Source organism: Kribbella sp. CA-245084 (assembly GCF_050942355.1).
In the GTDB taxonomy this organism is placed as follows: Bacteria; Actinomycetota; Actinomycetes; order Propionibacteriales; family Kribbellaceae; genus Kribbella.
Window position 1 is genome coordinate 6,897,994 of the sequence record NZ_CP192053.1, and the last position, 25,384, is coordinate 6,923,377.

A 25,384-nucleotide genomic window follows, 5' to 3' on the forward strand; every position below is an offset into this window, starting at 1 on the left:
ATAGTCCTGTACTAGACGATCTTTTATCGGATGACTCCTGGAAACGGGCTGAGACTTGCTCGGCGCGCAGTTAGGGTCGATCGGATGAGAGATGAGCCGACGGAGATCTCCTGCGACCTGGTAGCCCGGATCCTCAAGGAACACTGGGGTTTTGCGCCTGCGGAGGTTGCCTACGCACCGGTCGGGTTCGGCAGCTACCACTGGATCGCCTCCGGAACCGACGGGCCACGCTGGTTCGTAACCGCCGATCGAGTCGGCCCGGCCGACGGCGAATCGATCACCGCCGCCATGCAGACGTCACGCGAGTTGACCCACCGCGGCTACGACTTCGCCGTTGCGCCTTTGGCTGATCGGGGCGGGCAGCTCGTCCGCGAGGTGTCGCCGGGTTGGACGCTGACGGTGGGGCCGTACCTGCAGGGGTGGAGCACGCCGGACGGCGACTGGGACGACCCGGCTGAACGGGAACAGATCGCCCGAATCATCGGCCGACTACACACTGCTCCACCGCCGAAGGCCTTGCAGCGCTGGGATTTCGCCATACCTGACCGCGCTGCATTGCTCGCGGCCCTCAGCGACCTCGACCACCCGTGGTCCGATGGGCTGTATGCCGAACCGACCCGCCTGAGACTGGCCGGCGCGGCCTCATACGGACACAGCAGATTGCAGTACTACGACACCCTCGTCCGCGAGGTCGAGGCCTCAGCCGACCCCTGGGTCGTAACCCACGGCGAGCCCCACAGCGCCAACGTCCTCCGCACGGCCAACGGCGAGATGCGGCTGGTCGACTGGGTAACGGTGCGCCTCGCACCGCGCGAACGCGACCTCAAGTCAGTCCTCGGCGGTCCGACCGACGTGCTCCCGGCATACCAATCCGAAGCCGGCCCGATCACTCCGCGCACCGCAGCACTGGAGCTCTTCGACGCCTGGTGGGCCCTGGCCGAAACCGCGTCCTACGTCAAGCTCTTCCACCACCCCCACCCCGACTCCGAGGACACCAAGCAATCCTGGCGCGAACTAACGGAGTACCTCCCCGGCTAACCCAGATGCTGCGCCGACAAGACCGCGCTCCCCTCCCACGCAGACCACCACCAACCCCCCACCCGCCCGGCAGCCCGCTCGCACGCAGACGACCACCAAGCACTCACCCGCGCGGCAGCGCGCACCCGCGGCGGCAGCCCGCAAACCCGGCGGCAGCCGGAAGTTCCGGGCGATGAGCCCGGGGGCGGGTGGGAGCGGCGCGGAGTGGGTGTGCCGAGGAGCGGAGCGACGAGAGACGCCCGCGTAGCACCGCGCGGGGTGGTTCTCCCCGCGGGAGGGACGGGTTGTACCGCGGGGTTAGCTGGTGCGTTGGCGGGAGCGGCGTACGGGTTGGGCTGTGGTTGGGGTGGACAAGGGGCCGTCTACCAGGGTGGTGACGGCGTCTATGAAGGATTTGCGTTGGGGGGTGGGGAGGGTGTTGAGGGCGGTGGCGTGGACTTGGTCGACTATTTTTTGGCCCTCGGCCGCGATCTTGGTGCCGGCGTCGGTGACGGCGATGATGCGGGCTCGGCGGTCGGTTGCGGAGGGTTTGCGTTCGGCGTAGCCGGCTTCCTCGAGCGCGTCGACGGTGACGACCATCGTGGTCTTGTCCATGTACGCGAGCTCGGCGATCTGGATCTGCGTGCGTTCCGCCTCGAGCGCGTGCCGCAGTACGCACTGCATCCGCAGCGTCAGGCCGATCTCCGCCAGCGCCGCGGACAGCTGGGTCTCCAGGACATGGCCGGCGTGGGTGAGGTAGCCGGTCAGGTCGGGCACGGTACGTTCCGGAGGTTGCGCCATACCTTCGAGAGTAGCGCGGGATCGTCTGTCCGCAGATGATCCGGAGCTAGATCATTCTCCGCGGGCGCCGTCGATCAGCTCCCGGACCACGTCCAGGTGCCCGAGATGCCGCGCCGACTCCTGCAGTACGTCGAGCAACAGCCGCTCGACCCGTATCGGGCCGCGGTACCCCTCGATGAACCCGCTCCAGTCCACGTGACGCAGTGTCTCCTGCGACCGCTCCCACTCCGCGTCGTACGCCGCGACGACCGAGGCGACCGTCTCGTCCGGCCCGATCCGGAACTCGTAGTCGTGGTCGTCCGATCGCCACAACGACGGGAGATCCTGGCCGCCGATCGTCCGCTGGATGTGCTGCCGTTGCACCGCGGTCAGGTGCTTGATCAGCCCGAGGGGATTCATCACGGGCGACGTGGCGAGCGGAGTCGCGCGTGCCTGCTTCTCGTCCAGCCCGTCCAGTTTGTTCACCGCGGTGGTGTGGACGAACTCGAAGTACCCGATCACCGACTGCGCGAGCGTCAGGTCGTCATCCGGCCACGGCCGGTCTCTCAGCACCATGCGCCGCACCCTCTCACCCCGCGCCGACAATCGCGGAAATGCGACGGCTTGCTCGGCGACCACCGCGATGTCGCGAAACCGCGAGTCTGGCGAAACTGCAACTAGTTCGCTTGACACTATGACTCTTCTGGAAACCCGTACGCCGACCGTCCGGTGGTTCGGAGTCGTCGCGGTGACGCTCGGGATCTTCGCGATCGTGACCACCGAGATCCTCCCGATCGGCCTCCTCACTCCCATCGGCGCGGACTTCGCGCTCACGCCCGGCCGCACCGGCTGGCTGATGACCATGCCGGGACTGGTCGCAGCAGTTGCCGCACCGGTCGTCACGGTCGCGACAGCTCGACTGGACCGCCGCCTGATGCTCTGCGTCCTCATGGTGCTGCTGGCCATCGCAGGCTTCCTCGCAGCGATCGCACCGGTGTTCTGGCTCGAACTGGTCGCCAGGTTCCTCGTCGGACTCACGGTCGGCGGCTTCTGGTCGATCGGCGCCGGCCTGGCCGGGAGACTGGTCCCCGAGCGCTGGGCGCCGCGCGCGACAGCCGTCATCTTCTCCGCGGTCCCGCTCGGGTCGGTGCTCGGCGTACCGGCTGGCACGTTCGTCGGTGAGTTCGCCGGCTGGCGTACGTCGTTTGCTGCGCTCGGAGTACTCGCTGTGGTGGCGCTGGCCGTACTGCGTGCCACCGTGCCTCCACTGCCCCCGCTGCAGGTCACGAGAGCCGCCGTACTCCGCGACGCGCTCCGCGGCAGTCGGAATGCGCTCGTCGTGACCTGTCTGATCGTGACGGCACAGTTCGCGACCTATACCTATGTGACGCCGTTCCTGCGCGACGTCGTACGACCGGAGCTCATCGGACTGTTCCTGCTCACCTACGGGGCCGCAGGTCTGGTTGGCAACGTGATTGCCGGTACGGCGGCGGCGCGCAACCTCAACGCTACGTTCGCCACCTGCGCCGGGCTGATTGCGGCTGCGACGCTGCTCCTTCCGCTGGCGGGGCGTACTGCGGCTGGAGCGCTTGTACTGCTCGTGGTGTGGGGACTCGGGTACGGCGGCATCCCGGTCTGCTCGATGAGTATGTTCGCGCAGGCCGCTCCGCAGTCGCGTGAGGCGGCGACGGTGTGGTTCACGTCGTCGTACCAGGCGGTGTTGTCGATCGGCGCGCTGCTCGGCGGGCTGGTGGTGGATGCGTGGTCGATACCGGTGGCGATGGTGGCCGGTGGTGGGTGCGCGGTGCTCGCGGTGGCAGTGCTGCTGTGGTCCAGAACACAGCAGGTTCCGGGGACGTAGCATCGCGGGCATGGCGCGGACCGAGACCGATCGATGCCCTGGTGTGCTGGCAGTACACCAGGCGGCAGACGGCGGTCTGGCTCGCGTCCGGTTGCCCGGTGGGTGGCTGAGCGCTGAGCAGCTCGAGGTACTGCGGGTTGCCGCCGCCGAGGTGGGTGATGGGCGGCTCGAGCTCACGTCTCGCGCGAATGTGCAGATCCGCGGGCTGGACGCGCGCGGGCCGCGGGAGCTGTCGGACCGGTTGTTTGCCGCCGGTCTGCTCCCATCGATCGCCCACGAGCGTGTGCGCAACATCCTGGCGTCGCCGCTGTCCGGGTTGGACGAGGGGTCGCGGTACGACGTACTCCCGGTGGCCCTCACGCTGGACCGGGCGTTGTGTGGCCGACCGGGGCTGGCGGAGCTGCCGGGCCGGTTCTTGTTCGCGCTCGACGACGGGCGGGGCGATCTGGCGGACGTGCAGGCCGACGTTGCTGTGCGCGCGCTGGACGACCGGAGCGCTGTGCTGACTCTCGGCGGTCGCGGTGCGCGGGTGCCGTGGGCCGAGGTGCCGGAGTTGATGCTGGCCGCCGCGGAGGCGTTCCTGTCCGTACGCGACCAGGAGTGGCGAATCGCTGAGGTGGCTGACGCTGAGCAGCGGATCCTTGAACGGCTCGGCCTGACAGCGGACGAGGCGCTGGACCCCAGCACCACCCGGGTGACAGCTGGTGTGCACGGCACGGCGCTGGTCGTGACAGTCCCCCTGGGAAGCCTCACCCAAGCCCAGGCAGCTGCACTGGTCGGCGCGGCGGGTGGGGTGCGGGTTACGCCTTGGCGGTCTGTGGTGGTGTCGGCGACAGCGACCGGGCTGGAAGACGTCGGGCTGATCACCACACCGGACTCGGTCTGGGAGGGTGTGACTGCCTGTGCCGGGAAGCCTGGGTGTGCGAAGGCGCTGGCGGATGTCCGCGCGGACGCAACCCGCACGCTGACCGCGCAGGCGGCAGGCACGGCGCAAGCAGCAGGCACGGCGCAAGCGGTAGGCGCGGTGGGCGGCGGAGGTGCTGGCTTGTTGCCGGGTGTCGCTGGTGGGTGGCGCGGGCGGCGGGTGCATTGGGCTGGGTGTGGGCGGCGGTGCGGGAAGCCGAGCGGTGGGTTTGTGGATGTGGTTGCGGTGGGCGATGGCTACTTGGTGGATGGGGAACGGGTGTGAGTTTCGAGTACGTGCGGGACGGTGCGGAGATCTATCGGCGATCGTTTGCGACGATCCGGGGCGAGGCGGCGCTGGATGGGTTGCCGGCGGACGTGGCGCAGGTCGCCGTGCGGATGATTCATGCGTGTGGGATGACCGACCTGGTTGCCGACCTCGCCTGGTCGCCCAACGTCGTGAAGAACGCGCGGGCTGCGCTGCAGGCTGGTGCACCGATTCTGTGTGACGCGCAGATGGTTGCCGCCGGCATCACCCGGCGGCGGTTGCCCGCGGACAACGAGGTGATCTGCACGTTGCAGGATCCGCGGACGGTCGGGCTCGCGCAGGACCTGGGTACGACGCGGAGCGCGGCGGCGGTCGAGCTGTGGGGCGACCACCTGCAAGGCGCGGTTGTTGCTATCGGCAACGCTCCGACGACGTTGTTCCATCTGCTCAACCGGCTCGCCGCAGGCGGCCCGCGGCCGGCGGCGATCCTCGGCATCCCGGTCGGCTTCATCGGCGCGGCCGAGTCGAAGGACGCCCTGGCGGCGAACGAGCTCGGCCTCGAGTACCTGGTCGTCCGCGGCCGCCGCGGCGGTAGCGCGATCACCGCGGCCGCCGTCAACGCGATCGCCAGCGAGGAGGAGTGATGACCGGCAGACTCTGGGGTGTTGGACTTGGCCCGGGTGATCCCGAACTGGTGACGGTCAAGGCGGCCAGGCTGATCGGCGCTGCCGACGTGATCGCGTTTCACAGCGCCCGCCACGGGCGGAGCATCGCCCGCGGGGTAGCCGCGCCGTACCTGACGGCTAACCAGATCGAGGAGCACCTCGTCTACCCGCTCACCACCGAGACGACGGACCACCCCGGCGGCTACCAGGGTGCGATGGACGACTTCTACGCCGATTGCGCCGCTCGCCTCGCCGCGCATCTCGACGCCGGCCGCGACGTCGTCGTACTCGCGGAAGGCGATCCGCTCTTCTACGGGTCGTACATGCACATGCACAAACGCCTCGCCGACCGCTACCCGTGCGAGGTCGTCCCGGGTGTGACGTCCGTGAGCGCGGCAGCCGCAGTACTCGGGCGACCGCTCTGTGAGCGCGACGAGATCCTCACCGTCCTCCCCGGCACCCTCCCGCCGGACGTGCTGGCCGAACGCCTGAGAGAAACCGACGCAGCGGCCGTGATGAAGCTCGGCCGGACCTTCGCGAACGTCCGCGAGGCCTTCGAGTTGGCCGGACGGGCAGACGAGGCCTGGTACGTCGAACGCGCCACCACCGACGCCCAGCGCATAGCCCCGCTCAACGAGGTCGACCCGGACGACGTCCCGTACTTCTCCCTCGCCCTCCTCCCCAGCCCCATCAACAACACCTTCACTCCCCCGACAACCAAGACCGCGACCGAAGGCTCAGTGACGGTCGTCGGCCTGGGACCAGCCGGACCGGAGTGGATGACCCCAGAGGTCCGCGCGGCGATAGCGAGCGCCGACGACGTCATCGGCTACACCACGTACATCGACCGCCTCCCCGACCGCGCCCGGCAGCGCAAGCACGGGTCCGACAACCGCGTCGAGTCCGAGCGGGCCGCCTTCGCGCTCGACCTCGCCCGCAAGGGCTCCAACGTCGTTGTGGTCTCGTCCGGCGACCCCGGCGTGTTCGCGATGGCCAGTGCGGTCACGGAGGTCGCGTCGGAGCCGGAGTACGCCGATATCGCCGTACGCGTGCTGCCCGGGATGACCGCCGCCCAGGCGGTAGCCAGCCGGGTCGGCGCACCGCTCGGGCACGACTACTGCGTCCTGTCGCTCTCGGACCGGCTCAAGCCGTGGGACGTGATCGCCCAGCGCCTGACCGCGGCGGCCGCGGCGGATCTGGCGATCGCGATCTACAACCCCGCTTCGAAGTCCCGCACCTGGCAGGTGGCGGCGACGCGCGATCTCCTGCTCGAGCACCGCTCCCCCGGTACGCCGGTCGTGGTCGGGCGGGACGTCGGCGGTCCGGAGGAAGCGATCATCGTCACAACACTGGCGGAACTCGACGCGCAGAGTGTTGACATGCGGTGCCTGCTCCTGATCGGCTCGTCACAGACCCGCATGGTGCCCCGCCCCGACGGCCCGCTGGTCTTCACCCCACGTCGCTACCCCGCGACGGTGAGTGAGGACACCCCAGGAGCCGGTTAAATCCGCTCCGCGGCTGTGTCAGGCGGAACTCGGACGGGTAGGACCCGCGCGGAAGCCGACCAGTGAGGAGCCAGCGGACATGAGTCAGCAGTACCCCGGCGACGGCAACGCAGGCAGCACCGCCACAATCGCCACACCCGTCGGCGACGACACCACGACGCAGCGGTACGAAGAGGCTCGGGCCGCGGCCAGCCGGGCGATGAGCACGATCACGATCCCTAAGCCGCCGGGAGCGGGCCCCGCGGAGCCGGACGTCGCGCCGGAGCTGCTGTCGTATCGCGGGTTCAAGTTCGGCGCGGCGTTCTTCGGCTGGCTGATCGCGATCTCGATGTCGGTCCTGCTGCTGGCAGCCGTGTCCGCGGCCGCGCTCGGTACCGCCGAGGTCCTCGACTACACCACCGGCGACGCGAAGGCCCAGCCCGGCGCGGCGTTGATCACGGCGGCAGCGGTGTCGACGTTCATGCTGATGATCGCCTTCTACACCGGCGGGTACGTCGCCGGCCGGCTGGCGCGCTTCGACGGCGGACGGCAGGGCTTCGGGGTGTGGACGATCGCAGTGGTGGTCGCGGTGCTCGCCGGAGGCACCGGCTGGGTGCTCGACAACCAGTACGACCTGATCGGCAAGATCAACTGGCCGGATGTGGCGCTGAGCGACAACACCCTCCTGCTGGGCAGCATCGCCGCCACGGCCGCGCTGCTGATCCTGACGCTGCTGATGGCGATCCTGGGCGGCAAGAACGGCCGGCGCTACCACGACCGGATCGACGAACTGCTGACCTAGAGGGTTTCGCTGCTGGGTACCGGACGGCTGCACGGGGCTGTCTGGTGAGGAGAGACTGCTATGACCCAGCAGCATCAGGAAGACACACGGATCGATCCGTCGGAGACGTACGACGACGATCGAACCACGTCCGAGCGAACCACTACGCCCGATCGAACCACTACACCCGACCGGAGCACGCTGCCGGCAAAGGATCGGGTCGACCCGTCGTACCGCGGATTCAAGGGCGGCGCGGCCTTCTTCGGCTGGATCGTCGCGATCGGGCTGATCGCGCTGCTCACCGGGATCGTCGGCGCACTCGCGGCCGCCGCCGACTACGCCCTCACGATCGACTGGAACAACTCCGCCGGCACGATCGGGATCGCCTCCGCGGCCGTCCTGCTGGCGATCCTGGCGATCGCCTACTACAACGGCGGGTACGTCGCCGGACGGCTGGCGCGCTTCGACGGCGCCCGGCAGGGGTTCGGTGTCTGGATGATCGGCGTCGTGGTGACGGCGGTCGTCGCGGGGCTCGCGGCGCTGGCCGGTTCGCAGTACGACGTACTGGACCGGGTAGACCTGCCGTCGGTGCCGATCGATGACCGCACGCTGACGACCGGCGGAGTGGTCGTGATGATCGCGGCTGTGGTGATCACGCTGCTGGCAGCGCTGATCGGGAGCATGGCCGGACAGCGGTACCACAAGCGGATCGATGTGAGCTGACAAGCGCTGACCCGGACGGCGGATGGACCCGATCCGCCGTCCGGCTCACGCTTGCCCAGCCGAGCTCCGGACGGCCAGGATGCGAGGTATGACACGCACCGCGCTCGTCGTCGGCGGCACCAGCGGCATCGGCGCCGCCACAGCCCGCCGCCTCGCAGCGGACGGCCTGCACGTCATCGCCGCCGGCCTCGGGGCGAGCCCGACGGAGGTAGAGGTCGATCTGCGGCAACCGGGTGAGCTGGAGGCGTTGATCAGCTCGCTCGGGTCGCTCCACGTGCTGGTCAATGCGGCCGGCATCATCCGCCGCGGCGACGAGCACCAGCCTGACGTGTTCCGCGAGGTCGTGGAGATCAACCTGACCGGCGCGATGCGAGCCTGCGAGGCCGCGCACAGCCTGCTCGCCGCGAGCAGCGGGTGCATCGTCAACGTCGCCTCGATGCTCAGCTACTTCGGCGGCCCGCTCGTCCCCGCGTACAGCGCCTCCAAGGGCGGGATCGTCCAGCTGACCAAGTCCCTCGCCGTCGCCTGGGCTGCCGACGGCATCCGGGTGAACGCAGTCGCCCCCGGCTGGATCGCCACCGACCTGACCGCCGCGCTGCAGGCTGACCCGGTCGCCTCCGAACGGATCCTGTCCCGTACGCCGATGGCCCGCTGGGGCACCCCCGATGAGGTCGCCGGCGTGATCGCCTTCCTGTCCGGCCCCGACGCGGGCTTCGTCACCGGCACCGTCGTACCCGTCGACGGCGGCTACCTGAGCATGTAGGAGACCCGATGATCCCCGTATCCGCAGGAGTGCCGGCCGAGATCGCAGTACAGGCGGTCCCCGACGACGACCGGCTCTGGGTGCAGCAGGCGCCGGGCGTGTGGTTCCGGCCGTTGATGCTGAACACGGTCACCGGCCAGTGGTGCAATCTGCTCAAGGTCACCCGGGCCGGCATCGTCTCCCGGCACCGCCACCCCAGCGCCGTCTTCGGCTACGTGATCAAGGGCAAGTGGCAGTACGACGAACACGGCTGGGTCGCCGACACGGGCTCGTTCGTCTACGAGCCGCCCGGCGAGATCCACACCCTGCGCGTACCCGAGGACTGCACCGAGATGATCACGTTCTTCAACATCTCCGGCGCGATGATCTACGTCGACGAAGCCGGGAACCAGATCGGCTACGAGGACACCTTCACCAAGATCCAGCTCTGCCGCGACCACTACGGCGCCAACGGCCTCGGCGCGGACTACGTGGACCAGTTCATCCGCTGACCGCTCGGACCGCCTCGATCACCTTGGCCAGCGAGGGCGAGTGCCCGCGATCGCCGCGGGTGAACAGGCCGACCTGACGGTCCACCCCGGCGTCGTGAATCGGGACCAGCTTCACGCCGTCGAGGTTCGCGGTGGTGACCGCCAACTGATTGGTCACGCCAACGCCGAGCCCGTGGCGGACAAGGGACAGCAGCGTCTGCGGCTGGTTGGTGCGGAACGCGGACTCGGGGTTGAGCCCCGCCGACGCGAACGCCAGGTGAGACTCGAACTGCCGTGGCCCATCCGCCTCACCGATCGAGATGAGCGGGAGCTCGGCCAGCTGTGCGAGGCTCACTGACTCGGCGTCGGCGAGCGCGTGCTTGGCCGGGAAGACGGCGGTGAGCGGTTCGCGCCAGAGCACCTCGTGGACGAGGGACTCATCGGTCACCAACGGGTGCACCGGCCGGATCGCGAGATCGATGTCGCCGCGGAGCAGCGCACTCTCGAGGTCGATGCTGGGTCCCTCGACGAGCAGGAGCCGGATGCTGTCCGGCAAGCGGCGTACGACGCGGGGGAAGAGCCAGGCGGCTGCGCTCGGGTAGGCGCCGAAGCGGACCTCTCCCCCGCCGTTCAGGCTCTGGAGGTTGCGCAGGATCTCCTCGGCGCGCGGCAGCAGCGCGCGGCCCTCCGGGGTCAGGCTGGTCGGATGAGTGCGGTCGAAGAGTTGTACGCCGAGTGCACGCTCGAGCTCGGCGACGTGCTCGCTGATCCGCGACTGACCGCGGTACACCGCCTTGCCGGCCGCGGAGAACCCGCCGTACCGCGCGACCGCGACGAAGCTCACGATCCAGTCCATCCGGAAGCTGTACGCCGCGTTCAGGTCCATGCGCGTCACGGTAGCCGGGAAGACGCGGGCCAGGGGCAGCGTTGACCACAGTGTGCTCGAGGTAGCGGTGATCGGTGCGGGACAGGCGGGGCTGTCGGCGGCGTACCACTTGGTGCGGCTCGGATTCACGCCATACGACGAGGTTGTCGTACTCGACCGGAATCCGGCGCCCGGCGGCGCCTGGCAGCACCGGTGGGACTCGCTGACGATGCACGACGTGCACGGGATCGCGAATCTGCCTGGCGTACCGGTGCCGCCCAGCTCTGACTCTGAGCGGGCGAATGCCTTCGTCCCGGAGTACTTCGCGGACTACGAGAAGCGTTTCGACCTGCCGGTGGTGCGGCCGGTGGCGGTCGAGAGCGTCCGGGAGATCGGCGACGGGTTCGAGCTGCAGACTTCGGCGGGGTTGTACTCCGCGGCCGCGTTGGTGAATGCGACCGGAACGTGGGACCGGCCGTTCATCCCGTGGTATCCGGGGATCGAGACGTTCAAGGGCCGGCAGCTGCACACCGCGGACTATGCGGGCGCTGCTGAGCTGGCTGGGCAGCATGTCCTGGTGGTTGGCGGTGGCGCGTCGGCGGTGCAATTGCTGGCGGAGATCTCTGCTGTTGCGACCACGACGTGGGTGACGCGGCGGCCGCCGGAGTGGCGGACGGGTGACGACTTCACGCCGGAGTACGGGCGACAGGTGGTCGCTCGGGTCGAGGAGCGGGTACGCGCGGGGCTGCCGCCGCGGAGCGTGGTGAGCGTGACCGGCCTGCACTTGCGTTCGCAAGAACAGGCCGCTTGGGACCGTGGCGTCTACACCCGCCACCCGATGTTCACGCGCATCACGCCCGACGGCGTGGAGTGGGCAGATGGTCGTAGCGAACACGTCGACACCATCCTCTGGGCGACCGGCTTCCGCGCCGACCTCGCCCACCTGGCCCCACTCCACCTCCGCGAGTCCTCCGGCGGGATCCGCATGAACGGCACAGCCACCGCTGCAGACCCGCGGATCCACCTGGTCGGCTATGGCCCCTCCGCCAGCACCATCGGCGCCAACCGAGCCGGCTTCACCGCCGCCCGCGCCCTGCGGGACCTGCTCAAATCGCAGGCCGCTTAGCCACGTGGGCGACAGACCTCGCCCTGGATCGTGGTGACGAAGTGGTCGGTCTCCCAGTGCTGGTTGAGGTAGCTGTAGCCGGTGGCGTTCTCGTAGCGGCCGGTGCCGCCGGTGAACTCCTGGGTGCCGCCGGCGTGGCCTGTGCCGGTGGTCGTGTTGACGTTGCCGATGCTGGTTTCCAGCGCCGTCAAGGTCGAGCCGTCGCCGAAGGTGTAGGTGATCGTCCCGCTCACCGGCCGGTAGCCGGGCGCGGTCGGCGGTGCCTCGCCCCGCGAGCCGAGGATGAAGACGCTGGTGCCGTCGAAGCCGTGCCGGCCGCGGAACGTACCGGCCACGCAGACCTGGGTCGGCGGCGGGCAGCCCACGTCGACGACCTTGTCGGAGATGGTCGCGTCGAGCTGGTCGCAGCGCGGGTGCGCGTTGGCGACGGACGAGCCGGCGACCACGCCGACACTGGCGAGGGCAACCGCGGCGATGCGCAGGGTTCTCATCGGTCCTCCTGTGGTGAGTGTCCGCGGCAGCCTAGGAACGGACGCGGTCTAGTGGAGGTGCCGGTTCGCGACGTACTGCGCCAGTCCAATCTCGATCAGATAACGCGGCGCAGCGCAGCCAGCGCGGCCGGGATGCGGTCGGTCGCGATCGCGCCGTACCCGAAGACGAAGCCGTTCGGGCCGGGGCCATCGATCCCCCAGCGTGAGACGGTCCCGAGGTTCACGCCCTCCGCGAGAGCGCGCGCGGCGAGCGTCGTGTCGGATGGCTGCCCGGGCGTGAGCAGGGCGGCCATGTGCGTGCCGCCGCTGGACTCGATCGGCTCGAGCAGCCCGTCGAACTGATCGCGCAGGGTGCTGATCAGCAGGTGGTGCCGGCGCTCGTAGGCGCCGCGCATCCTGCGGATGTGGCGCGCCAGGTCCCCGTTCTCGACGAAGTCGGCGAGCGCGGCCTGCACGTGCCCGGCGGTGCCGTAGTCGGCGACGAACTTCGCCCGCCGCGCGGCCTCGGCCAGGACCGCCGGGATGCCGAGGAACCCGACCCGCAGCGCCGGCAGCAAGGTCTTGGAGAACGACCCGACGTACAGCACGCGTCCCTCCGTGTCGATCGCGTGCAACGGCGTCAGCGGACGCCCGCTGAACCGGAACTCCGAGTCGTAGTCGTCCTCGACGACCGCCGCGTCGTGGCGCGCAGCCCACGCGAGCAACGCCGTACGGCGTGAGTCGGACATCGGCATACCGAGCGGGAACTGATGCGACGGCGTCACGTACACCAACCGCGTCCCGGCCGGGATCCGGTCGACCACCAGCCCCTCACCGTCGACCGGCACCCCGACGACATGCGCGCCGTGGGCAACGAATCCGCGATAGGCAGGCAGATAACCGGGGTCCTCGACGGCCACGGTGTCGCCCGGCTCGAGCAGGACGCGTGCGGCGATATCGAACGCCTGCTGCGCTCCGGTCGTGATCACGAGCTGCTCGGGCGCGAGCGTCACGCCGCGACTCACGACCAGATGCCGGGCGAGCGCAGTACGCAACTGGGCCGAGCCTGCCGGATCGGTGTAGCTGACATCGGTCCGGGTCCGCAGTTGATCGTTGAGCAACGCCCGCCACCGCGCGAACGGGAACTCCGCCCGCGTGGGAACCCCGGGCGCGAAGTCGAACTCGGCATCCGGCCTGGTGAGATCGGGTACTGCGAGCTGCGCGGAACTCCAGATCTCGCGAGGCTGCAGCCGCGACGCGGGCGGGGCGGTCGACGCCTGGCCGCGCTGACCGGTGACGACCGTCCCAACTCCGGCGCGAGCACGGATCAACCCGTGCGCGGCAAGCCGTTCGTACGCCGCAACCACCGTCGCGCGCGACACCGACAACCGGTCAGCCAGCTCCCGCGAGGAAGGCAGCACGGTTCCGGCCGGCAGTACGTCGGCGCCGATCCGCTCGGACAGCTGCGCGTAGATCTGCTCGGCGAGCCCGCCCTTCCCCAACTGCAGATGCAGATCCATGCGGGCATTCTCGCCAACAGATCAGCTCACCACGAGGGCCTGTTCCTGAGTGTTGGCGCTGTGGCCGGCGACCACGCCAGGGATCAGGAGGCCCGCGATCAGGAAGAGGGCACCGACGAGGAGCCAGCCCGGCCAGCCCCACGAGATCGCGACTGTGGTGAGGAGCAGAGGCGCGACGAGGTCGCCGAGTTGGCGGCCCATGGCGTACGCGCCCTGGTACTGCCCCTGCGCACCGGCTGGCGCGAGCTCGAAGCTGATCCCCCAACCGCCTGCCGACTGGAGCATCTCGCCGAGGACGTGGATCAGCGCGGCGACGATCAGCAGGCCGACGGTCACCACGCCGGACGTCGCATCGGTGACTGCCAGCACCACGCAGGCGCCGGCCAGCAGCAGTCCGGCGCGGCGGCCGGCCCGGGCTGCGCCGGAGAGAGTTTCGGTGCCGCGGGCGACCCGGACCTGCAGCAGGATCACCGCGACCGAGTTGATCACCAGTAGGACCGAGATCATCCACCGCGGCGCGTCTGTCGCCGTTGCCACCCAGAGCGGGATACCGACCTGCGCCAGCGCGGCATGCATCGTCAGTACGCCGTCCAGCGCCACGAACACCAGGAACCGCCGGTCTGCCAGCGCAGTCAACCCCGACGGCCCACTGGCCCGCGGCACCTTGTCCACCTTGGGCATGCCGAAGCGGACCAGTCCGGCGGTGACCAGGTACGTCGCTGCGTTCGCGAGCAGCGCGATCACGTAGACCTCCCGCCGGTCGACCGCGAGGACGATCCCGGCCAGCCCCATGCCGACGCCCATGCCGACGTTCGTCGCGACCCGCAGGATCGCCCGGGTCCGCACCCGCTGGTCGGCCGGCGAGAGTCCCGCGATCAGCGCACCCTTGGCGCCGCGCTGGCCGGAGTCCGCGATCGCAGTCACCGCGGCGACCACGACGTACGGGACGAACGAACGGACCTGGGTGAGCGCGGTCATCGTGAGGGCCTGGAGCAGCAGGAATCCGACGTACGCACGGTTCGGGCCGAGGCGATCGGCGACCACACCGAGCGGGGTGCTGGTCACCAGGCCGACCAGTGCGGCCACGGTCAGCCCGACGCCGACGTGCCCGAGGGACAGGCCGGCTGCCCTGGTGAGGTAGAGGGCGCCGACGGCCGCGTAGACGCCGTTCCCGAGCGTGTTCACCAACGTAGCCAGGACCAGCCGACGCACTGCAGGCGGAAGAGAAGTCACATGCTCAGCCAAAGCCCACGGGCCGGGTCGGGGCGGTGAATTGACGGATCCCGTCAGTCCAACCGCGGTCTCAGCGCATGATCAGGGTCAGCAGGTCGGTGCCGAGGGTGGTCAGGGCGTGGTTGTCGAGGCGGTAGGCGACGAAACGGCCTTGGCGTTCGGCGGTGACCAGACCGGCTCTCGTCAGAGCTCTGAGGTGGCGGGTGACCTGCGTGGGATGCAGACCCCACAGAGCGGCGATCTCACCGGCTGTGCGGGGTTCGCTGGCGACTGCTCGGCAGACCTGTAGGCGGTCCGGTGACGCGAGGGCGTCCAGCCGGGCGCGGATGAGCTGAGCGGTCGGTACGGCGGCACTCCGGCCGGCCACGGGATAGATGATCGTGATCGGCTCGCCGGGGATCTCGCCCACGAACAGATGCGGCGCGATGTAGTTGCTCGGGACAAGCAACAGACTGCGGGTGCTGATGTCGATCCGCTTGCTCTGCACCTTCTGTACGACGAGGCTGTCCGCGTCGCGGAGGTCGATCGAGCCGTCCAGCGAGCACAGCATCGCTCCGGCTCCGTCGCGGATCGCCAGGTCGCGGTCGTGCCGGCCGCGGGCAGCCAGCTCGTCGCGTGACGCCGCCCAGACGTCAGCGAACCACTCCTGCCAGCAGGCATCCAGTAGGTCCACAAAGCGCCGTACCGGATCTGCAGGAGACGTGACGAGTGACTCGACCAGTGCGGCCACCGCACGGCCCCGGCTGCGAGCCCAGTGCAGTACGGCGTCTGTGTCGACGGACCGGCTGCTCAACGGGCGACCACGCAACGGCCGGACCAGCTCGGCGGCCACCTCCTCCGGCGGACGCGACCGCAGCGCAGCCAGCTCATCCGACCACGACGGCATGCCAGTAGCAGCTGTCGTCGCGAAGAAGCGTGCGCGGACCGCCCGCACCGTCCAGGCCCACTGCTCCAGCTCAGAACGCAGCTCAGCCGACAACGGCACGGACGCCGCCCACTCGACCCGGTTGTGGTGAGTGGGCTCAGCCAGCACGTGCAGTGCGCAGCCCAACTCGATCAACGGCGACGCCACATGCCGAATCCGCTCCGGCTCAAGCCTGCTGACGCCTGCCAGGACAGTCGGCACTCAGTCCTTCAGTCCTTCAGCTTGAACTGGAGGTCGGTGTCCCAGTCGTTCATGTCGGGGACCTCGCGGGGGTCGGAGCGGTAGATCTCCAGGCGGGCGGTCCAGTGGTTGCCGTTGGCGTCCCACTCCAGGCCCTGCTCCTCGCCCCACGCCAGCAGTTGGCGCGTGGCCTCCATCAGGCCGTCCGGGTGGCCGTGGTGGCTGACGGTCGCGTACCGGCCGGCCGGGAGTACGCCGGTGACGATCTCGCCCTCGCCGGAGCGCAGGTCGTCGACCGGGAACCCGATCTCCATCACCAGCCCGGCGTCCATGTCGACCACGTCGTACTTGAAGAACGGCGCGTCGTTCGGAGCGACCTCCTTGGCCGCCAGCCAGTCGATCACCTCCCGCATCCGGTCCGCGAACGCCCCGATCCCGTCCATCGCAACCTTCCCCCGCAACGCGACGTACGGCCGCTCCCCAACCTCGACGATCTCCGGCATGGTGACTACCCTCCGACACTCGATGTTGGCCTCAACCTACCGCCCGGCGATTCCTGAGCGTCTACTGAGACCAGGGGGTCATCATGCTGAAGCTCAAGGTGCTGGTCGCTGCAGTGGCACTCTCGGTCGCCGGACTACCGGCGTACGCCGAGCCGACGACGCCTATTACCTACAACGCGGGTACTACGGCGACGCGGTTCACCGGGCTGGCGTTTGATACGTGTACGGCGCCGACGCTGGCGCAGATGACTGCCTGGAAGGCCTCGCCGTACAAGGCGGTCGGTATCTACTTCGGGGGCGCCAACCGGAGTTGTGCGCAGCCGCAGTTGACCCCGGCGTGGGTCACGGCGGTCACTGCGATGGGCTGGCGGCTTGTGCCGATCTATCTGGGGCTGCAGGCACCCTGTGGCAACAGGACGTACAAGATGTCGACGACTGCGTCCAACCGTGAGGCGGTGCGGGACGCGGACGATGCGGTCGCGAAGGCGAAGGCACTGGGGCTCCTGCCGGGTAGTGCGCTCTACAACGACATGGAGAACTACGACAACACCAACGCGGTCTGCCGGTCCGCAGTGCTGCACTACCTGTCCTCCTGGACGAAAGAGCTGCACCTGCAGCGCTACCTCTCCGGCATCTACGTCAACCAGGCCTCTGGCGCACCTGACCTCGCGGCGGCGTACAACTCCTCGTCGTACGCGCGGCCGGATGCAGTCTGGATCGCCCGCTGGGACGGCAACAGCTCACTCACCGGCTGGCCTCCCGTGCCCAACACGTTCTGGGCGGTCGGACAGCGCGGCAAGCAGTACATGGGCGACCACACCGAGACGTACGGCGGAGTGACACTCAACATCGACAACGACCGCTTCGACGCACCGGTCGCGTCCGTCGCCTACAACTACACCGTCCGTACGACGATCCACTCGTACTCCGGTCCGTCGACGGCATACCCGGTCCGCTCGACGATCGCAGCCAACGCGGGCGTCCGCGTTGTCTGCCAGACGTTCGGACCGAAGATCGGCACCAGCTCCGTCTGGGACAAGCTCATCGACGGCACGTACGTCACCGACTACTACGTCCGCACGCCGAGCAAGCCCGGCTACAGCGCACCGCTGCCCGGCTGCGCTTTCCCCTTCCAGACAACGATCAGCGGTCTGAGCCGGCGGCACGGCCCGGGTACGGCGTACGCGACGTACCCGAGCACTCTGCCTGCGGGGTCGCTGGCGTGGATCACCTGCCAGCAAGCCGGATCCAAGGTCGGCACTACCTCTGTCTGGGATCGGCTGAGTGACGGTAGCTGGGTCACCGACTACTACGTCGCAACGGCGAGCCAGACGACGTACACAGCACCGATCCGCCGCTGCTGACTGCTACTGGGCCCAGGGCGGCTGGACCGCGGTGCCGTCGGCCATGTAGCCCGTGAAGCCGGCGGTGATGGCGACGTACAGCTCTGCAGGGCCTTCGCCGAGGTTGGTCAGCGAGATCGGCTCACCGGCGGGCACGACGACCGCGTCGCCCGGACCGAGCTTGTCGGCACCCAGTGACACCGAGCCGCTGATCACCATGAAGATCTCGTCCCGGTCGAGCGTGTGCGGCGCGTCGCCGCCATGCCCGGGCTCGACCGTGAGTTTCCACGTGCACAGCCCGGCCGACCCGCGGCTCGGCGCGGCCAGCCCGGTGAACTCGACCCCCGGCAACTGGAACCGCTGCGCCTCGGCCTCGCGAATGACGTGCATCTCGTCCCCCATTCAATTAGACAAGCTGACTTGACCAAGCCAGCTTGTCTATACTGACGGACATGACGCGATCGGGCAAGCCGGATATCGGGATCTTGTTGCTGCTGGCGGACCAGGAGTTCGTCCGCGAACTGCGCGAGCACGTGGCCGCGCAGGGATTCGACGACCAGGGCCGGTCGGACGGATTCGTCTTCCGGACGCTCAGCGCCGGGCCGACCACGATCAGCGGACTGGCCGAGCGGCTGGAGATCACCAAGCAGGGCGCCGGCCAGATCGTCGACGACATGGAACGCCGCGGCTACATCGAACGCCGCCCCGACCCGTCAGACGCGCGCGCGAAGCTGCTCCACCTCACCGAGCACGGCCAGGCCGCACTGTCCACGGCCCGCAAGTTCCACCAGTCGTACGAACGCCGCCTCCGCAAACAATTCGGCGACGAGGCGATCGACACCCTGCGCGACGTACTGACCGACATGGCCGGCGAGGCCCAGATCAGCACGCCGCACTTCAGGGCGTTGATGTTCTAAGCGAAGTACGTCGGGAACAGGTCGTTCGTCGGCCAGGACTTGACGCCGTTGGCGGCTGTCCAGAGGGCGGCGTCGATGTCGCCGTAGGACTTGCCGCTGGCGTCGTCGCGGCGGTTGAAGAGGGCGGCCCAGCTCATCCCGTTGTAGGTGCGAACGACGATCGTGAACGTGCCGGGCATGCTGCCGGTGTGCCACGTGTTGCGGCCGGTGCCGCCGGTCGTCACGGGGCGGACCTGCCAGCCGAGACCGTAGTACCAGCCGTCGGAGTTGACGCCGATCGACGGCTTCGCCCAGACGTGGCCGAGCGAGGTGCTGTTCAGCACGCTCGACGGCGCGTCGAACATCTTCGCCCAGCGGACCAGGTCCGGCGCGCTCGCGATCCAGCCGCCGTTCGCGTCCTGGATCCGCATGCTGAACGAGCCGTACGGCGCGGGCACCGTCGTGCCGGACATGTCGAGCACGGTCGGACCGGAGTACTGCGACTCGTACGACGTCTCGCCGCTGTGCTTGGCGATCGAGTAGCCGAGCGACATCCGCTTGATCTTCAGCGGCGCGAGCAGCTTCTGCTTGACGTACTCCTCGTAGCTCAGGCCGCTGACCTTCTCGATCACCCGGCCGGCGAGCGTGTACCCGAAGTTGGAGTACGCGTACTTCGTACCCGGGTTGAAGTCGAGCTTCTGCCCGGCGACGTACTTGATCACGTCGGCCTGGTGCAGCTCCATCGGCACGCCGAGCGTCCGGGAGATCGTGGCGTCCTTCCACTCCGGGTCGCCGGACACGTCGCGGTCCCAGCCGCCGAGGTGCTGGAGCACCTTCCACAGCGTGATCTGCGACCAGCGCGGGTCCCGGGTCAGCCCGGTCGCCGGCGTGATGTCGATGATGTTCGCGACCGGCGTGGACAGGCTCAGCTTCCCGTCCTGCACGAGCTTCACGATCGCGGCGGCGGTGAACGACTTCGTCAGGCTCGCGATCCGGAACAGCGACGTCGGCTGCACGGTCAGCGCGGTCGACGTACTGTAGCCGCGGGCAAGCACCAGGCGGCCCTTGTACGTCACCGCGACCTGTCCGCCGGTGATGCCGCGGGCCTGCATGAACGCCTTCATCTGGTTGTCGAACCCGGCCAGCGCCGGCACCGCGGTCCCGGTCGTCTTCCAGGTCGCAGCAGCATCAGCAGGCCGCCCGATCAGGTACCCGGCTCCGGTGCCGACCGCAGCGGTCGCACCAGTGGCAACCGCTAGCTTCCCGAGATTCCGGCGCGTCAACTCCACGAACGTGCTCTCCTTCAGACCAGTTGATAGGCAGGGGTTTACAACTGCTTACTGCACTGAAGGAAGTCTTTCACCCGAAGAGGTCTACTCGACCATCGATGCGTAGGCGATCACGCCGCGACGGATCTGGTCGACGACGCTACGGGCTGTTTTGCGGAGGGCGGTGTCGCCTGCCGCGTCGGCGATCTGTTCGGTGAGGTCGATGAGTTGCTTGACCCAGCGGACGAAGTCGCCGGCCGCGAGATCCGACTCGTACAGCACCTCGGCCAGCGAAGCACCCGACGCCCACCGAAACGCGGGCCAGCAGAAGTTCAGGTCCATCGACCGCAGGAAGTCCACTCGCATGTCCCGCTCGAGCGCAGACAGGTCCCGCCAGATCGACCCCATCCGCTCCAGCGCTTCCCGTACGTCGCCACGCGGCAACCGCGGTGACGTCGGCTCGTCCTTCGACCGCGACTCGTAGACCAATGCGGCCAGACACGCAGCCAACTCAGGCACAGTCAGATCGTCGAAGACACCTTGCCGCAGGCACTCGGCCGCGACCAGGTCGAGCTCGGTGTAGATCCGCGCAAGCCGATCACCGGCCTCGGTCGTCTTGTCGCCGTCGAGGTAATGCAACGCGTCCAGCACCTGGCAGACCCGGTCGAACTGGCGGGCGATCGTGTTCGTCCGCTGCTCGATCTTCCGCTGGACATCACGGTTCTCCCGGTCGAGGCGGAAGTACCGCTCGGCCCACCGCGCATGGTCCTCCCGGTCCGAGCAGCCATGGCACGGGTGTGCCCGCAACTGCGCCCGCATCTCCTGCAGCTCCGGATCGTCCGCGTGGCTGACGACGTCGCGACCGCGGGAAGAAGGCGGTCCGTCCTCGCCGAGCAGATCGGTCCGTGTCCGCAGCACCTGCGCCAACTCGCGACGCTGCTGCGGGTTGCGCGGGTTGAACTTGCGCGGGATCCGCAGTACGCCGATCGCCTCGACCGGGGTCGGGAAGTCGATCATCGACAGCTTCCGCACCTGCCGGTCCAGCGTCAGCACCGTCGGCCGCGGACCTTCGCGCTCCGACCGCATCCCCGGGTCGAGCACGAGCGCCCAACCGGCGCTGCGGCCGGCCGGGATCCGGATGATGTCGCCGGTCTTCAGCTTCTCGATCGACTCCTGCGCCTCGACCCGGCGGTCGAGCTTGCGCCGCTTCGAGCCGGACGCCTCGCGATCACCGATCCGCCGGCGCAGGGCGGCGTACTCGAGGAAGTCGCCGAGGTGGCACTCGATCGACTCCTTGTACCCCTCGAGCGCCTCCGTGTTGCGCTGCACCTGCCGCGCCAGCCCGACCACGGCCTGGTCGGACTGGAACTGCGCGAACGACAACTCGAGCATGTCCCGCGCCCGCGTCCGCCCGACCTGGCGAACCAGGTTGACGGCCATGTTGTACGACGGTGAGAACGACGAGCGCAGCGGATACGTACGAGTCGACGCGAGACCCGCGACCTCCCGCGGATCGAACCCGGGCTGCCAGAGCACGACCGCATGACCCTCGACGTCGATCCCGCGACGCCCGGCCCGGCCGGTCAACTGCGTGTACTCCCCCGGCGTGATGTCGACGTGCGCCTCGCCGTTCCACTTCGACAGCTTCTCGAGCACGACGGTGCGGGCCGGCATGTTGATGCCCAGGGCAAGCGTCTCGGTGGCGAACACGACCTTGATCAGGCCACGCGCGAACAGCTCCTCGACAACTTCCTTGAACGCCGCCAGCATGCCCGCGTGGTGCGCCGCGATCCCGCGGCTGAGCGCCTCGGCGAAGTCGTGGTACCCGAGGACGCCGAGGTCCTCGTCCGGCAGGTCCGCCGTCCGCTCGGCCACCACGCGCTTGATCTCGTCGCGCTCCGACGGCTTGGTCAGCCGCAGACCGGACCGCAGGCACTGCACGACCGCATCCTCACAACCCTTGCGGGAGAAGATGAAGAAGATTGCCGGCAGCAACGCTCCGGCGTCCAGCTCCTCGACCACATCCGAGCGGTACGGCGTGAAGTGCGACCGGGCCGGCCTGCTCTTCGGCAAGTCACGGCGCCGGCGGGGTTTGCGCGAATCGTCGCGGAAGATCCGGTTGTCGTCGCGGGCGATCCGGACGAGCTGCGGATTCACTAGGTCCTTCACATCGGTCTTGACCGGTGCATTCGCCTTCGCCGGGTTGCCCGACTTGCTGGGCGCACCGACACGCGCGGTCGGCGCCTCGCCGGCGAACAGATCGTGCAGCCGCTTGCCCACCATCACGTGCTGGAACAGCGGCACCGGCCGCCTCTCCTCCAGCACGACGACGGTGTTGCCGCGGACTGTCTCCAGCCAGTCGCCGAACTCCTCGGCGTTGCTGACGGTCGCCGAGAGGGACACCACCGAGACCGAGACGGGCAGGTGGATCAGCACCTCTTCCCAGACCGCGCCACGGGACCGGTCGGCCAGGTAGTGCACCTCGTCCATCACGACGTACGAAAGACCGAGCAGTGTCCGCGATCCGGCGTACAGCATGTTGCGGAGGACCTCGGTGGTCATCACGACGATCGGGGCCTCGGAGTTGACCGAGTTGTCGCCGGTGAGCAGGCCGACCTTGTCCGCGCCGTACCGGCTGACGAGGTCGGCGTACTTCTGGTTGCTCAGAGCCTTGATCGGGGTGGTGTAGAAGCACTTCTGGCCGCGCTCGAGCGCCAGGTGGACGGCGAACTCGCCGACCAGCGTCTTCCCGGAGCCGGTGGGCGCTGCGACCAGCACCTGGTGACCGTCCTCGAGGGCGGCGCAGGCACGCAACTGGAACTCGTCCAGCGCGAAGTCGTAGAGCCCCCGGAACTCCTTCACGGCCGGATGCTCCTGGTCCGAGCGAAACGAGGCGTATTTCTCGGACGGGGTGCTCATGGGACCCAATCTATGCGACGGCACCTACAGATTTGTCCCGGAGCCGGTTCTTGATGAACGTTGCGGCGTGATCGAGTGACTCGTCGGCCTCGGACATGAAGCCGGCGAAGTACTGGAACACGTGCGGGGCGCCGGCGACCACGTCGAGGCTGACGTCCACGTCCTGCTCGGCGGCGCGGGCGACCAGGCGGAGCGAGTCGTCGAGCAGGATCTCCGCCGTACCGACCTGGACGAGCAGGGGCGGCAGGCCCTTCAGATCGGCGAAGACCGGGCTCGCCAGCTCGTTCTTCGGGTCCGCGCCGCCCAGGTAGAGCTCGGCGGACTCGGCCATGTTGGCACGGCTGAACAGCGGGTCGTCCTCGCCCCGGCTGTCCATACTCGGACTCTTCAGCGAGACATCGGTCCACGGCGACAACAGCACCGCCCCGACCGGCAGCGGCAGGCCCTCGGCACGCGCCGCGATCATCGTCGCCAGCCCCAGCCCGCCACCGGCCGAATCGCCGACGATGACGACGTTCTGACCACTCTCGACCAGCTCCCGGTACGCCGCCAGCGCGTCGTGGAGCCCGGCCGGGAAGGCATGCTCGGGGGCGAGCCGGTAGTCGAGCGACAGCGCCGGTACGCCGCTGCGGCGGGACAACGGCGCCGCGAGGTTGGCGCCGGTCCGCGCGGAACCGACGACGTACGAACCGCCGTGCAGGTAGAGGATGACGCCGTTCGCATCGGCGCCGTCGACGTGCACCTCCAGCGCCGGAACTCCGCCCAGCGTCCGCTCGACCAACTTGACGTCGTCACCGAGCGGGCGGCTCGCGAACAACTCGTCGAACTCGGCCCGCTGCGTCTCCGCGGCCCGCCCGAGCTCGGCCTTCTGCATCATGCCGCGTGCTGCTTCGCGTTCTTCAGCGCTCATCTGTCCGTCTCCTGGTGATAGATTCCGAGGAATATAGTTCTCTGCAACTACATTCCGAGGAATCTAATTCCGTGACTGATCTCACAGCATTGTTCACGGACCTGGTCCGGTTGGAAACGCGGCTGTACAACGTGCTCGACACGCGACTGAAGGCGGAACACGACCTCCCGCTCGGTCAGTTCGAGTTCCTGCGGTTCATCTCCGCGAACGGCACCTCCCGGGTCTTCGACCTGGCCCGCGCGATGGCGATCACCGTCGGCGCCACCAGCAAGGCCGTCGACCGCCTCGAGTCCGCCGGCCGCGTTCGCCGTACCGCGAACCCCACCGACCGCCGCTCTTCACTGGTCGAGCTCACCCCGCTCGGCGAACAGGCCCTCGCCGCAGCAGCCCCCACGGTGGAGGCGGAGCTCAACACCTGGGTCGGCTCGGTCCTACCGGCCGGCGTCCTCGATCAACTCGCCACCAGCCTGTCCATGCTCAGGCAGCGCGCCGAGGCCGACTCCCGCACGGACCGCCGCGAGGTGTTCAAGACATGACGCAGCCGGGCTCCCTTCCCTGGTGGTCCGATGAGAGCCCGGCTGCGCGCCTGGGGGTGACTAGTTGATGTGGTACGGGTCGCCGTACACCTTCCAGCTGAGCGGTGTGTCCAGGTTGAAGTTGCCGTTCTTGAGGAAGACCCGCTGGGCGGTGTCGACCCGGCTGGTGTCGCTGTGGGCCTCCTCCTGCTTCATCGCCCACACGCGCGCGTCGAGGAACGCGTTCAGCCAGGTGGTCTCGTTGCCGCCCTGCGACGGCGGCTTGGCCTTGCCGAGCGCACGCTTGCGGATGCCGCCGAAGCTGGTCGAGTCGTTCCCCGGACCGTGCATGACGATCGCGTCGTAGTAGCAGAACTGACCGAGGGTGCGGACCCCGTCGGACTTGCCCTGCGCCACCGCCGGGTTGAAGTACACCCGGTCGCGCTCGTCGTTCTGGCAGCCCTGGAAGGCGGTGTCCTTGGCGGCGGTCTTCCAGTCCTTGGTGTAGTTCGGGTCGAGGCCCTGGTGCGAGTCGCCGCCGTTCACCTTGCGCAGCGCCGGCAGGTACTTCGCCAGCACGTTGCCGGGCTTGCGGTCGGTGTACAGCTCGACCAGTTCGAGCATGTCGCCGGTGCCCGAGCAGAACCCGATGATGCCGGCCGTGTAGCCGCGGCCGTCGTCGATGTCCTCGATGTACTTGTACTGCGCCTTCCAGTCCAGCGACGAGTTCTCCGCGCTGCAGACGATCTCCATCGCGATCTCCTTCTTCGCGGGATCGTCGAGACCGGTCGCCTGCGTCGCAGCGTCGGCGTGCGGCGCGTAGCGGGAGATGGCCAGGCCGGCGGGGACGGCCGCGAGCGACAGTCCGAGCATCAGTGCGGTCCTGCGGGTGGGGCGGTTCTCCATGACTCCTCCGAGGGGCGTCCGAGGGCACTAACTGTTAGGAAGCTTTCCTATCAGACGGAGGACAGAAATGAGAATACCTCGGACGTTAAT

General features: G+C 68.8%; 26 protein-coding genes. 13 read left to right on the forward strand and 13 right to left on the reverse strand.

What is annotated here, in order from left to right:
- Positions 1-84: 84 nt before the first annotated feature.
- Positions 85-1,038, forward strand: a complete 954-nt coding sequence (locus ACQPYH_RS32670) for a phosphotransferase (protein ID WP_432879269.1) — start codon at positions 85-87, stop codon at positions 1,036-1,038.
- Between the two features lie 297 nt (positions 1,039-1,335).
- On the opposite strand, the gene ACQPYH_RS32675 is transcribed toward ACQPYH_RS32670, so the two are convergent.
- A complete protein-coding gene (locus tag ACQPYH_RS32675; protein WP_432879272.1) occupies positions 1,336-1,818 on the reverse strand; it encodes a MarR family winged helix-turn-helix transcriptional regulator in 483 nt (160 codons plus the stop codon).
- Positions 1,819-1,869: 51 nt separating this feature from the next.
- A complete protein-coding gene (locus ACQPYH_RS32680) occupies positions 1,870-2,373 on the reverse strand; it encodes a DUF664 domain-containing protein (RefSeq protein WP_432879275.1) in 504 nt (167 codons plus the stop codon).
- Between the two features lie 118 nt (positions 2,374-2,491).
- Here ACQPYH_RS32680 and ACQPYH_RS32685 point away from each other — a divergent pair, with 118 nt between their 5' ends.
- The 8 genes from ACQPYH_RS32685 to ACQPYH_RS32720 all read left to right on the forward strand — a co-directional run bounded on the left by ACQPYH_RS32685 (position 2,492) and on the right by ACQPYH_RS32720 (position 9,736).
- The gene (locus tag ACQPYH_RS32685) at positions 2,492-3,658 is read left to right on the forward strand and encodes an MFS transporter (RefSeq protein ID WP_432879277.1); all 1,167 of its coding nucleotides are present in this window, start codon (positions 2,492-2,494) and stop codon (positions 3,656-3,658) included.
- 10 nt (positions 3,659-3,668) lie between these two features.
- Entirely contained in the window at positions 3,669-4,847 is a 1,179-nt protein-coding gene (locus tag ACQPYH_RS32690) for a precorrin-3B synthase (protein WP_432879280.1), read from the forward strand.
- The gene (locus ACQPYH_RS32695) at positions 4,844-5,473 is read left to right on the forward strand and encodes a precorrin-8X methylmutase (protein ID WP_432879283.1); all 630 of its coding nucleotides are present in this window, start codon (positions 4,844-4,846) and stop codon (positions 5,471-5,473) included. The genes ACQPYH_RS32690 and ACQPYH_RS32695 overlap by 4 nt, the downstream gene beginning before the upstream one ends.
- Complete coding sequence (locus tag ACQPYH_RS32700) at positions 5,473-6,999, forward strand: precorrin-2 C(20)-methyltransferase (protein ID WP_432879285.1); 1,527 nt, start codon at positions 5,473-5,475, stop codon at positions 6,997-6,999. Before ACQPYH_RS32695 ends, ACQPYH_RS32700 begins: the two co-directional genes overlap by 1 nt.
- 79 nt (positions 7,000-7,078) lie before the next feature.
- A complete protein-coding gene (locus ACQPYH_RS32705; protein WP_432879287.1) occupies positions 7,079-7,780 on the forward strand; it encodes a hypothetical protein in 702 nt (233 codons plus the stop codon).
- A gap of 60 nt (positions 7,781-7,840) precedes the next feature.
- Positions 7,841-8,482: a hypothetical protein gene (locus ACQPYH_RS32710; protein WP_432879289.1), complete on the forward strand. Its 642-nt coding sequence runs from the start codon at positions 7,841-7,843 to the stop codon at positions 8,480-8,482.
- A gap of 88 nt (positions 8,483-8,570) precedes the next feature.
- Complete coding sequence (locus ACQPYH_RS32715; RefSeq protein ID WP_432879292.1) at positions 8,571-9,245, forward strand: SDR family NAD(P)-dependent oxidoreductase; 675 nt, start codon at positions 8,571-8,573, stop codon at positions 9,243-9,245.
- 8 nt (positions 9,246-9,253) lie between these two features.
- Positions 9,254-9,736, forward strand: coding sequence for a 2,4'-dihydroxyacetophenone dioxygenase family protein (locus ACQPYH_RS32720; protein ID WP_432879294.1), 483 nt, complete (start codon positions 9,254-9,256; stop codon positions 9,734-9,736).
- Here ACQPYH_RS32720 and ACQPYH_RS32725 read toward each other — a convergent pair.
- A complete protein-coding gene (locus tag ACQPYH_RS32725; protein ID WP_432879297.1) occupies positions 9,726-10,601 on the reverse strand; it encodes a LysR family transcriptional regulator in 876 nt (291 codons plus the stop codon). The genes ACQPYH_RS32720 and ACQPYH_RS32725 overlap by 11 nt on opposite strands.
- Here ACQPYH_RS32725 and ACQPYH_RS32730 point away from each other — a divergent pair.
- Positions 10,600-11,706, forward strand: coding sequence for an FAD-dependent oxidoreductase (locus ACQPYH_RS32730; protein ID WP_432879300.1), 1,107 nt, complete (start codon positions 10,600-10,602; stop codon positions 11,704-11,706). The genes ACQPYH_RS32725 and ACQPYH_RS32730 overlap by 2 nt on opposite strands.
- Here ACQPYH_RS32730 and ACQPYH_RS32735 read toward each other — a convergent pair.
- From ACQPYH_RS32735 to ACQPYH_RS32755, 5 genes are all read right to left on the reverse strand, one after another.
- A complete protein-coding gene (locus tag ACQPYH_RS32735) occupies positions 11,703-12,197 on the reverse strand; it encodes a hypothetical protein (RefSeq protein ID WP_432879302.1) in 495 nt (164 codons plus the stop codon). The two genes, ACQPYH_RS32730 and ACQPYH_RS32735, sit on opposite strands and share 4 nt — an antisense overlap.
- Positions 12,198-12,292: 95 nt before the next feature.
- On the reverse strand, positions 12,293-13,696 hold the full coding sequence (locus ACQPYH_RS32740; protein ID WP_432879305.1) for a PLP-dependent aminotransferase family protein: 1,404 nt from the start codon (positions 13,694-13,696) through the stop codon (positions 12,293-12,295).
- A gap of 21 nt (positions 13,697-13,717) precedes the next feature.
- Positions 13,718-14,881 carry an MFS transporter gene (locus tag ACQPYH_RS32745; RefSeq protein WP_432879307.1) on the reverse strand — a complete coding sequence of 388 codons (1,164 nt, stop codon included), beginning with the start codon at positions 14,879-14,881 and terminating at the stop codon, positions 13,718-13,720.
- Positions 14,882-14,999: 118 nt separating this feature from the next.
- A complete protein-coding gene (locus ACQPYH_RS32750; RefSeq protein ID WP_432879310.1) occupies positions 15,000-16,055 on the reverse strand; it encodes a DUF5937 family protein in 1,056 nt (351 codons plus the stop codon).
- An 8-nt stretch (positions 16,056-16,063) separates the two neighbouring features.
- Positions 16,064-16,537, reverse strand: a complete 474-nt coding sequence (locus ACQPYH_RS32755; protein WP_432879313.1) for a GyrI-like domain-containing protein — start codon at positions 16,535-16,537, stop codon at positions 16,064-16,066.
- Between the two features lie 83 nt (positions 16,538-16,620).
- Here ACQPYH_RS32755 and ACQPYH_RS32760 point away from each other — a divergent pair, with 83 nt between their 5' ends.
- Entirely contained in the window at positions 16,621-17,901 is a 1,281-nt protein-coding gene (locus ACQPYH_RS32760; RefSeq protein ID WP_432879316.1) for a glycoside hydrolase domain-containing protein, read from the forward strand.
- A 3-nt stretch (positions 17,902-17,904) separates the two neighbouring features.
- On the opposite strand, the gene ACQPYH_RS32765 is transcribed toward ACQPYH_RS32760, so the two are convergent.
- Positions 17,905-18,282 (reverse strand): cupin domain-containing protein, encoded by a 378-nt coding sequence (locus ACQPYH_RS32765; RefSeq protein WP_432879319.1) that lies wholly within the window; start codon positions 18,280-18,282, stop codon positions 17,905-17,907.
- A gap of 50 nt (positions 18,283-18,332) precedes the next feature.
- Between ACQPYH_RS32765 and ACQPYH_RS32770 the strand changes: the two genes are divergently transcribed.
- A complete protein-coding gene (locus ACQPYH_RS32770) occupies positions 18,333-18,797 on the forward strand; it encodes a MarR family winged helix-turn-helix transcriptional regulator (RefSeq protein ID WP_432879322.1) in 465 nt (154 codons plus the stop codon).
- Here ACQPYH_RS32770 and ACQPYH_RS32775 read toward each other — a convergent pair.
- The 3 genes from ACQPYH_RS32775 to ACQPYH_RS32785 form a co-directional block, all read right to left on the reverse strand.
- Positions 18,794-20,065 (reverse strand): serine hydrolase domain-containing protein, encoded by a 1,272-nt coding sequence (locus tag ACQPYH_RS32775; RefSeq protein WP_432879325.1) that lies wholly within the window; start codon positions 20,063-20,065, stop codon positions 18,794-18,796. The two genes, ACQPYH_RS32770 and ACQPYH_RS32775, sit on opposite strands and share 4 nt — an antisense overlap.
- Before the next feature lie 84 nt (positions 20,066-20,149).
- A complete protein-coding gene (locus ACQPYH_RS32780) occupies positions 20,150-22,963 on the reverse strand; it encodes a DEAD/DEAH box helicase (RefSeq protein WP_432879327.1) in 2,814 nt (937 codons plus the stop codon).
- A gap of 10 nt (positions 22,964-22,973) precedes the next feature.
- Entirely contained in the window at positions 22,974-23,873 is a 900-nt protein-coding gene (locus ACQPYH_RS32785; protein ID WP_432879330.1) for an alpha/beta hydrolase, read from the reverse strand.
- A 71-nt stretch (positions 23,874-23,944) separates the two neighbouring features.
- Here ACQPYH_RS32785 and ACQPYH_RS32790 point away from each other — a divergent pair, with 71 nt between their 5' ends.
- Positions 23,945-24,409 (forward strand): MarR family winged helix-turn-helix transcriptional regulator, encoded by a 465-nt coding sequence (locus ACQPYH_RS32790; RefSeq protein WP_432879333.1) that lies wholly within the window; start codon positions 23,945-23,947, stop codon positions 24,407-24,409.
- A 60-nt stretch (positions 24,410-24,469) separates the two neighbouring features.
- On the opposite strand, the gene ACQPYH_RS32795 is transcribed toward ACQPYH_RS32790, so the two are convergent.
- Positions 24,470-25,294 carry a chitosanase gene (locus ACQPYH_RS32795; protein WP_432879335.1) on the reverse strand — a complete coding sequence of 275 codons (825 nt, stop codon included), beginning with the start codon at positions 25,292-25,294 and terminating at the stop codon, positions 24,470-24,472.
- Between the last annotated feature and the right edge of the window lie 90 nt (positions 25,295-25,384).

What these genes read in the sequence shown, in the direction of transcription:
- ACQPYH_RS32670 (WP_432879269.1), top strand. Translation starts at nt 85, where the DNA reads ATGAGAGATGAGCCGACGGAGATCTCCTGCGACCTGGTAGCCCGGATC.
- ACQPYH_RS32675 (WP_432879272.1), bottom strand. Translation starts at nt 1,818, where the DNA reads ATGGCGCAACCTCCGGAACGTACCGTGCCCGACCTGACCGGCTACCTC.
- ACQPYH_RS32680 (WP_432879275.1), bottom strand. Translation starts at nt 2,373, where the DNA reads ATGGTGCTGAGAGACCGGCCGTGGCCGGATGACGACCTGACGCTCGCG.
- ACQPYH_RS32685 (WP_432879277.1), top strand. Translation starts at nt 2,492, where the DNA reads ATGACTCTTCTGGAAACCCGTACGCCGACCGTCCGGTGGTTCGGAGTC.
- ACQPYH_RS32690 (WP_432879280.1), top strand. Translation starts at nt 3,669, where the DNA reads ATGGCGCGGACCGAGACCGATCGATGCCCTGGTGTGCTGGCAGTACAC.
- ACQPYH_RS32700 (WP_432879285.1), top strand. Translation starts at nt 5,473, where the DNA reads ATGACCGGCAGACTCTGGGGTGTTGGACTTGGCCCGGGTGATCCCGAA.
- ACQPYH_RS32705 (WP_432879287.1), top strand. Translation starts at nt 7,079, where the DNA reads ATGAGTCAGCAGTACCCCGGCGACGGCAACGCAGGCAGCACCGCCACA.
- ACQPYH_RS32710 (WP_432879289.1), top strand. Translation starts at nt 7,841, where the DNA reads ATGACCCAGCAGCATCAGGAAGACACACGGATCGATCCGTCGGAGACG.
- ACQPYH_RS32715 (WP_432879292.1), top strand. Translation starts at nt 8,571, where the DNA reads ATGACACGCACCGCGCTCGTCGTCGGCGGCACCAGCGGCATCGGCGCC.
- ACQPYH_RS32720 (WP_432879294.1), top strand. Translation starts at nt 9,254, where the DNA reads ATGATCCCCGTATCCGCAGGAGTGCCGGCCGAGATCGCAGTACAGGCG.
- ACQPYH_RS32730 (WP_432879300.1), top strand. Translation starts at nt 10,600, where the DNA reads ATGCGCGTCACGGTAGCCGGGAAGACGCGGGCCAGGGGCAGCGTTGAC.
- ACQPYH_RS32725 (WP_432879297.1), bottom strand. Translation starts at nt 10,601, where the DNA reads ATGGACCTGAACGCGGCGTACAGCTTCCGGATGGACTGGATCGTGAGC.
- ACQPYH_RS32735 (WP_432879302.1), bottom strand. Translation starts at nt 12,197, where the DNA reads ATGAGAACCCTGCGCATCGCCGCGGTTGCCCTCGCCAGTGTCGGCGTG.
- ACQPYH_RS32740 (WP_432879305.1), bottom strand. Translation starts at nt 13,696, where the DNA reads ATGGATCTGCATCTGCAGTTGGGGAAGGGCGGGCTCGCCGAGCAGATC.
- ACQPYH_RS32755 (WP_432879313.1), bottom strand. Translation starts at nt 16,537, where the DNA reads ATGCCGGAGATCGTCGAGGTTGGGGAGCGGCCGTACGTCGCGTTGCGG.
- ACQPYH_RS32760 (WP_432879316.1), top strand. Translation starts at nt 16,621, where the DNA reads ATGCTGAAGCTCAAGGTGCTGGTCGCTGCAGTGGCACTCTCGGTCGCC.
- ACQPYH_RS32765 (WP_432879319.1), bottom strand. Translation starts at nt 18,282, where the DNA reads ATGGGGGACGAGATGCACGTCATTCGCGAGGCCGAGGCGCAGCGGTTC.
- ACQPYH_RS32770 (WP_432879322.1), top strand. Translation starts at nt 18,333, where the DNA reads ATGACGCGATCGGGCAAGCCGGATATCGGGATCTTGTTGCTGCTGGCG.
- ACQPYH_RS32780 (WP_432879327.1), bottom strand. Translation starts at nt 22,963, where the DNA reads ATGAGCACCCCGTCCGAGAAATACGCCTCGTTTCGCTCGGACCAGGAG.
- ACQPYH_RS32785 (WP_432879330.1), bottom strand. Translation starts at nt 23,873, where the DNA reads ATGAGCGCTGAAGAACGCGAAGCAGCACGCGGCATGATGCAGAAGGCC.
- ACQPYH_RS32795 (WP_432879335.1), bottom strand. Translation starts at nt 25,294, where the DNA reads ATGGAGAACCGCCCCACCCGCAGGACCGCACTGATGCTCGGACTGTCG.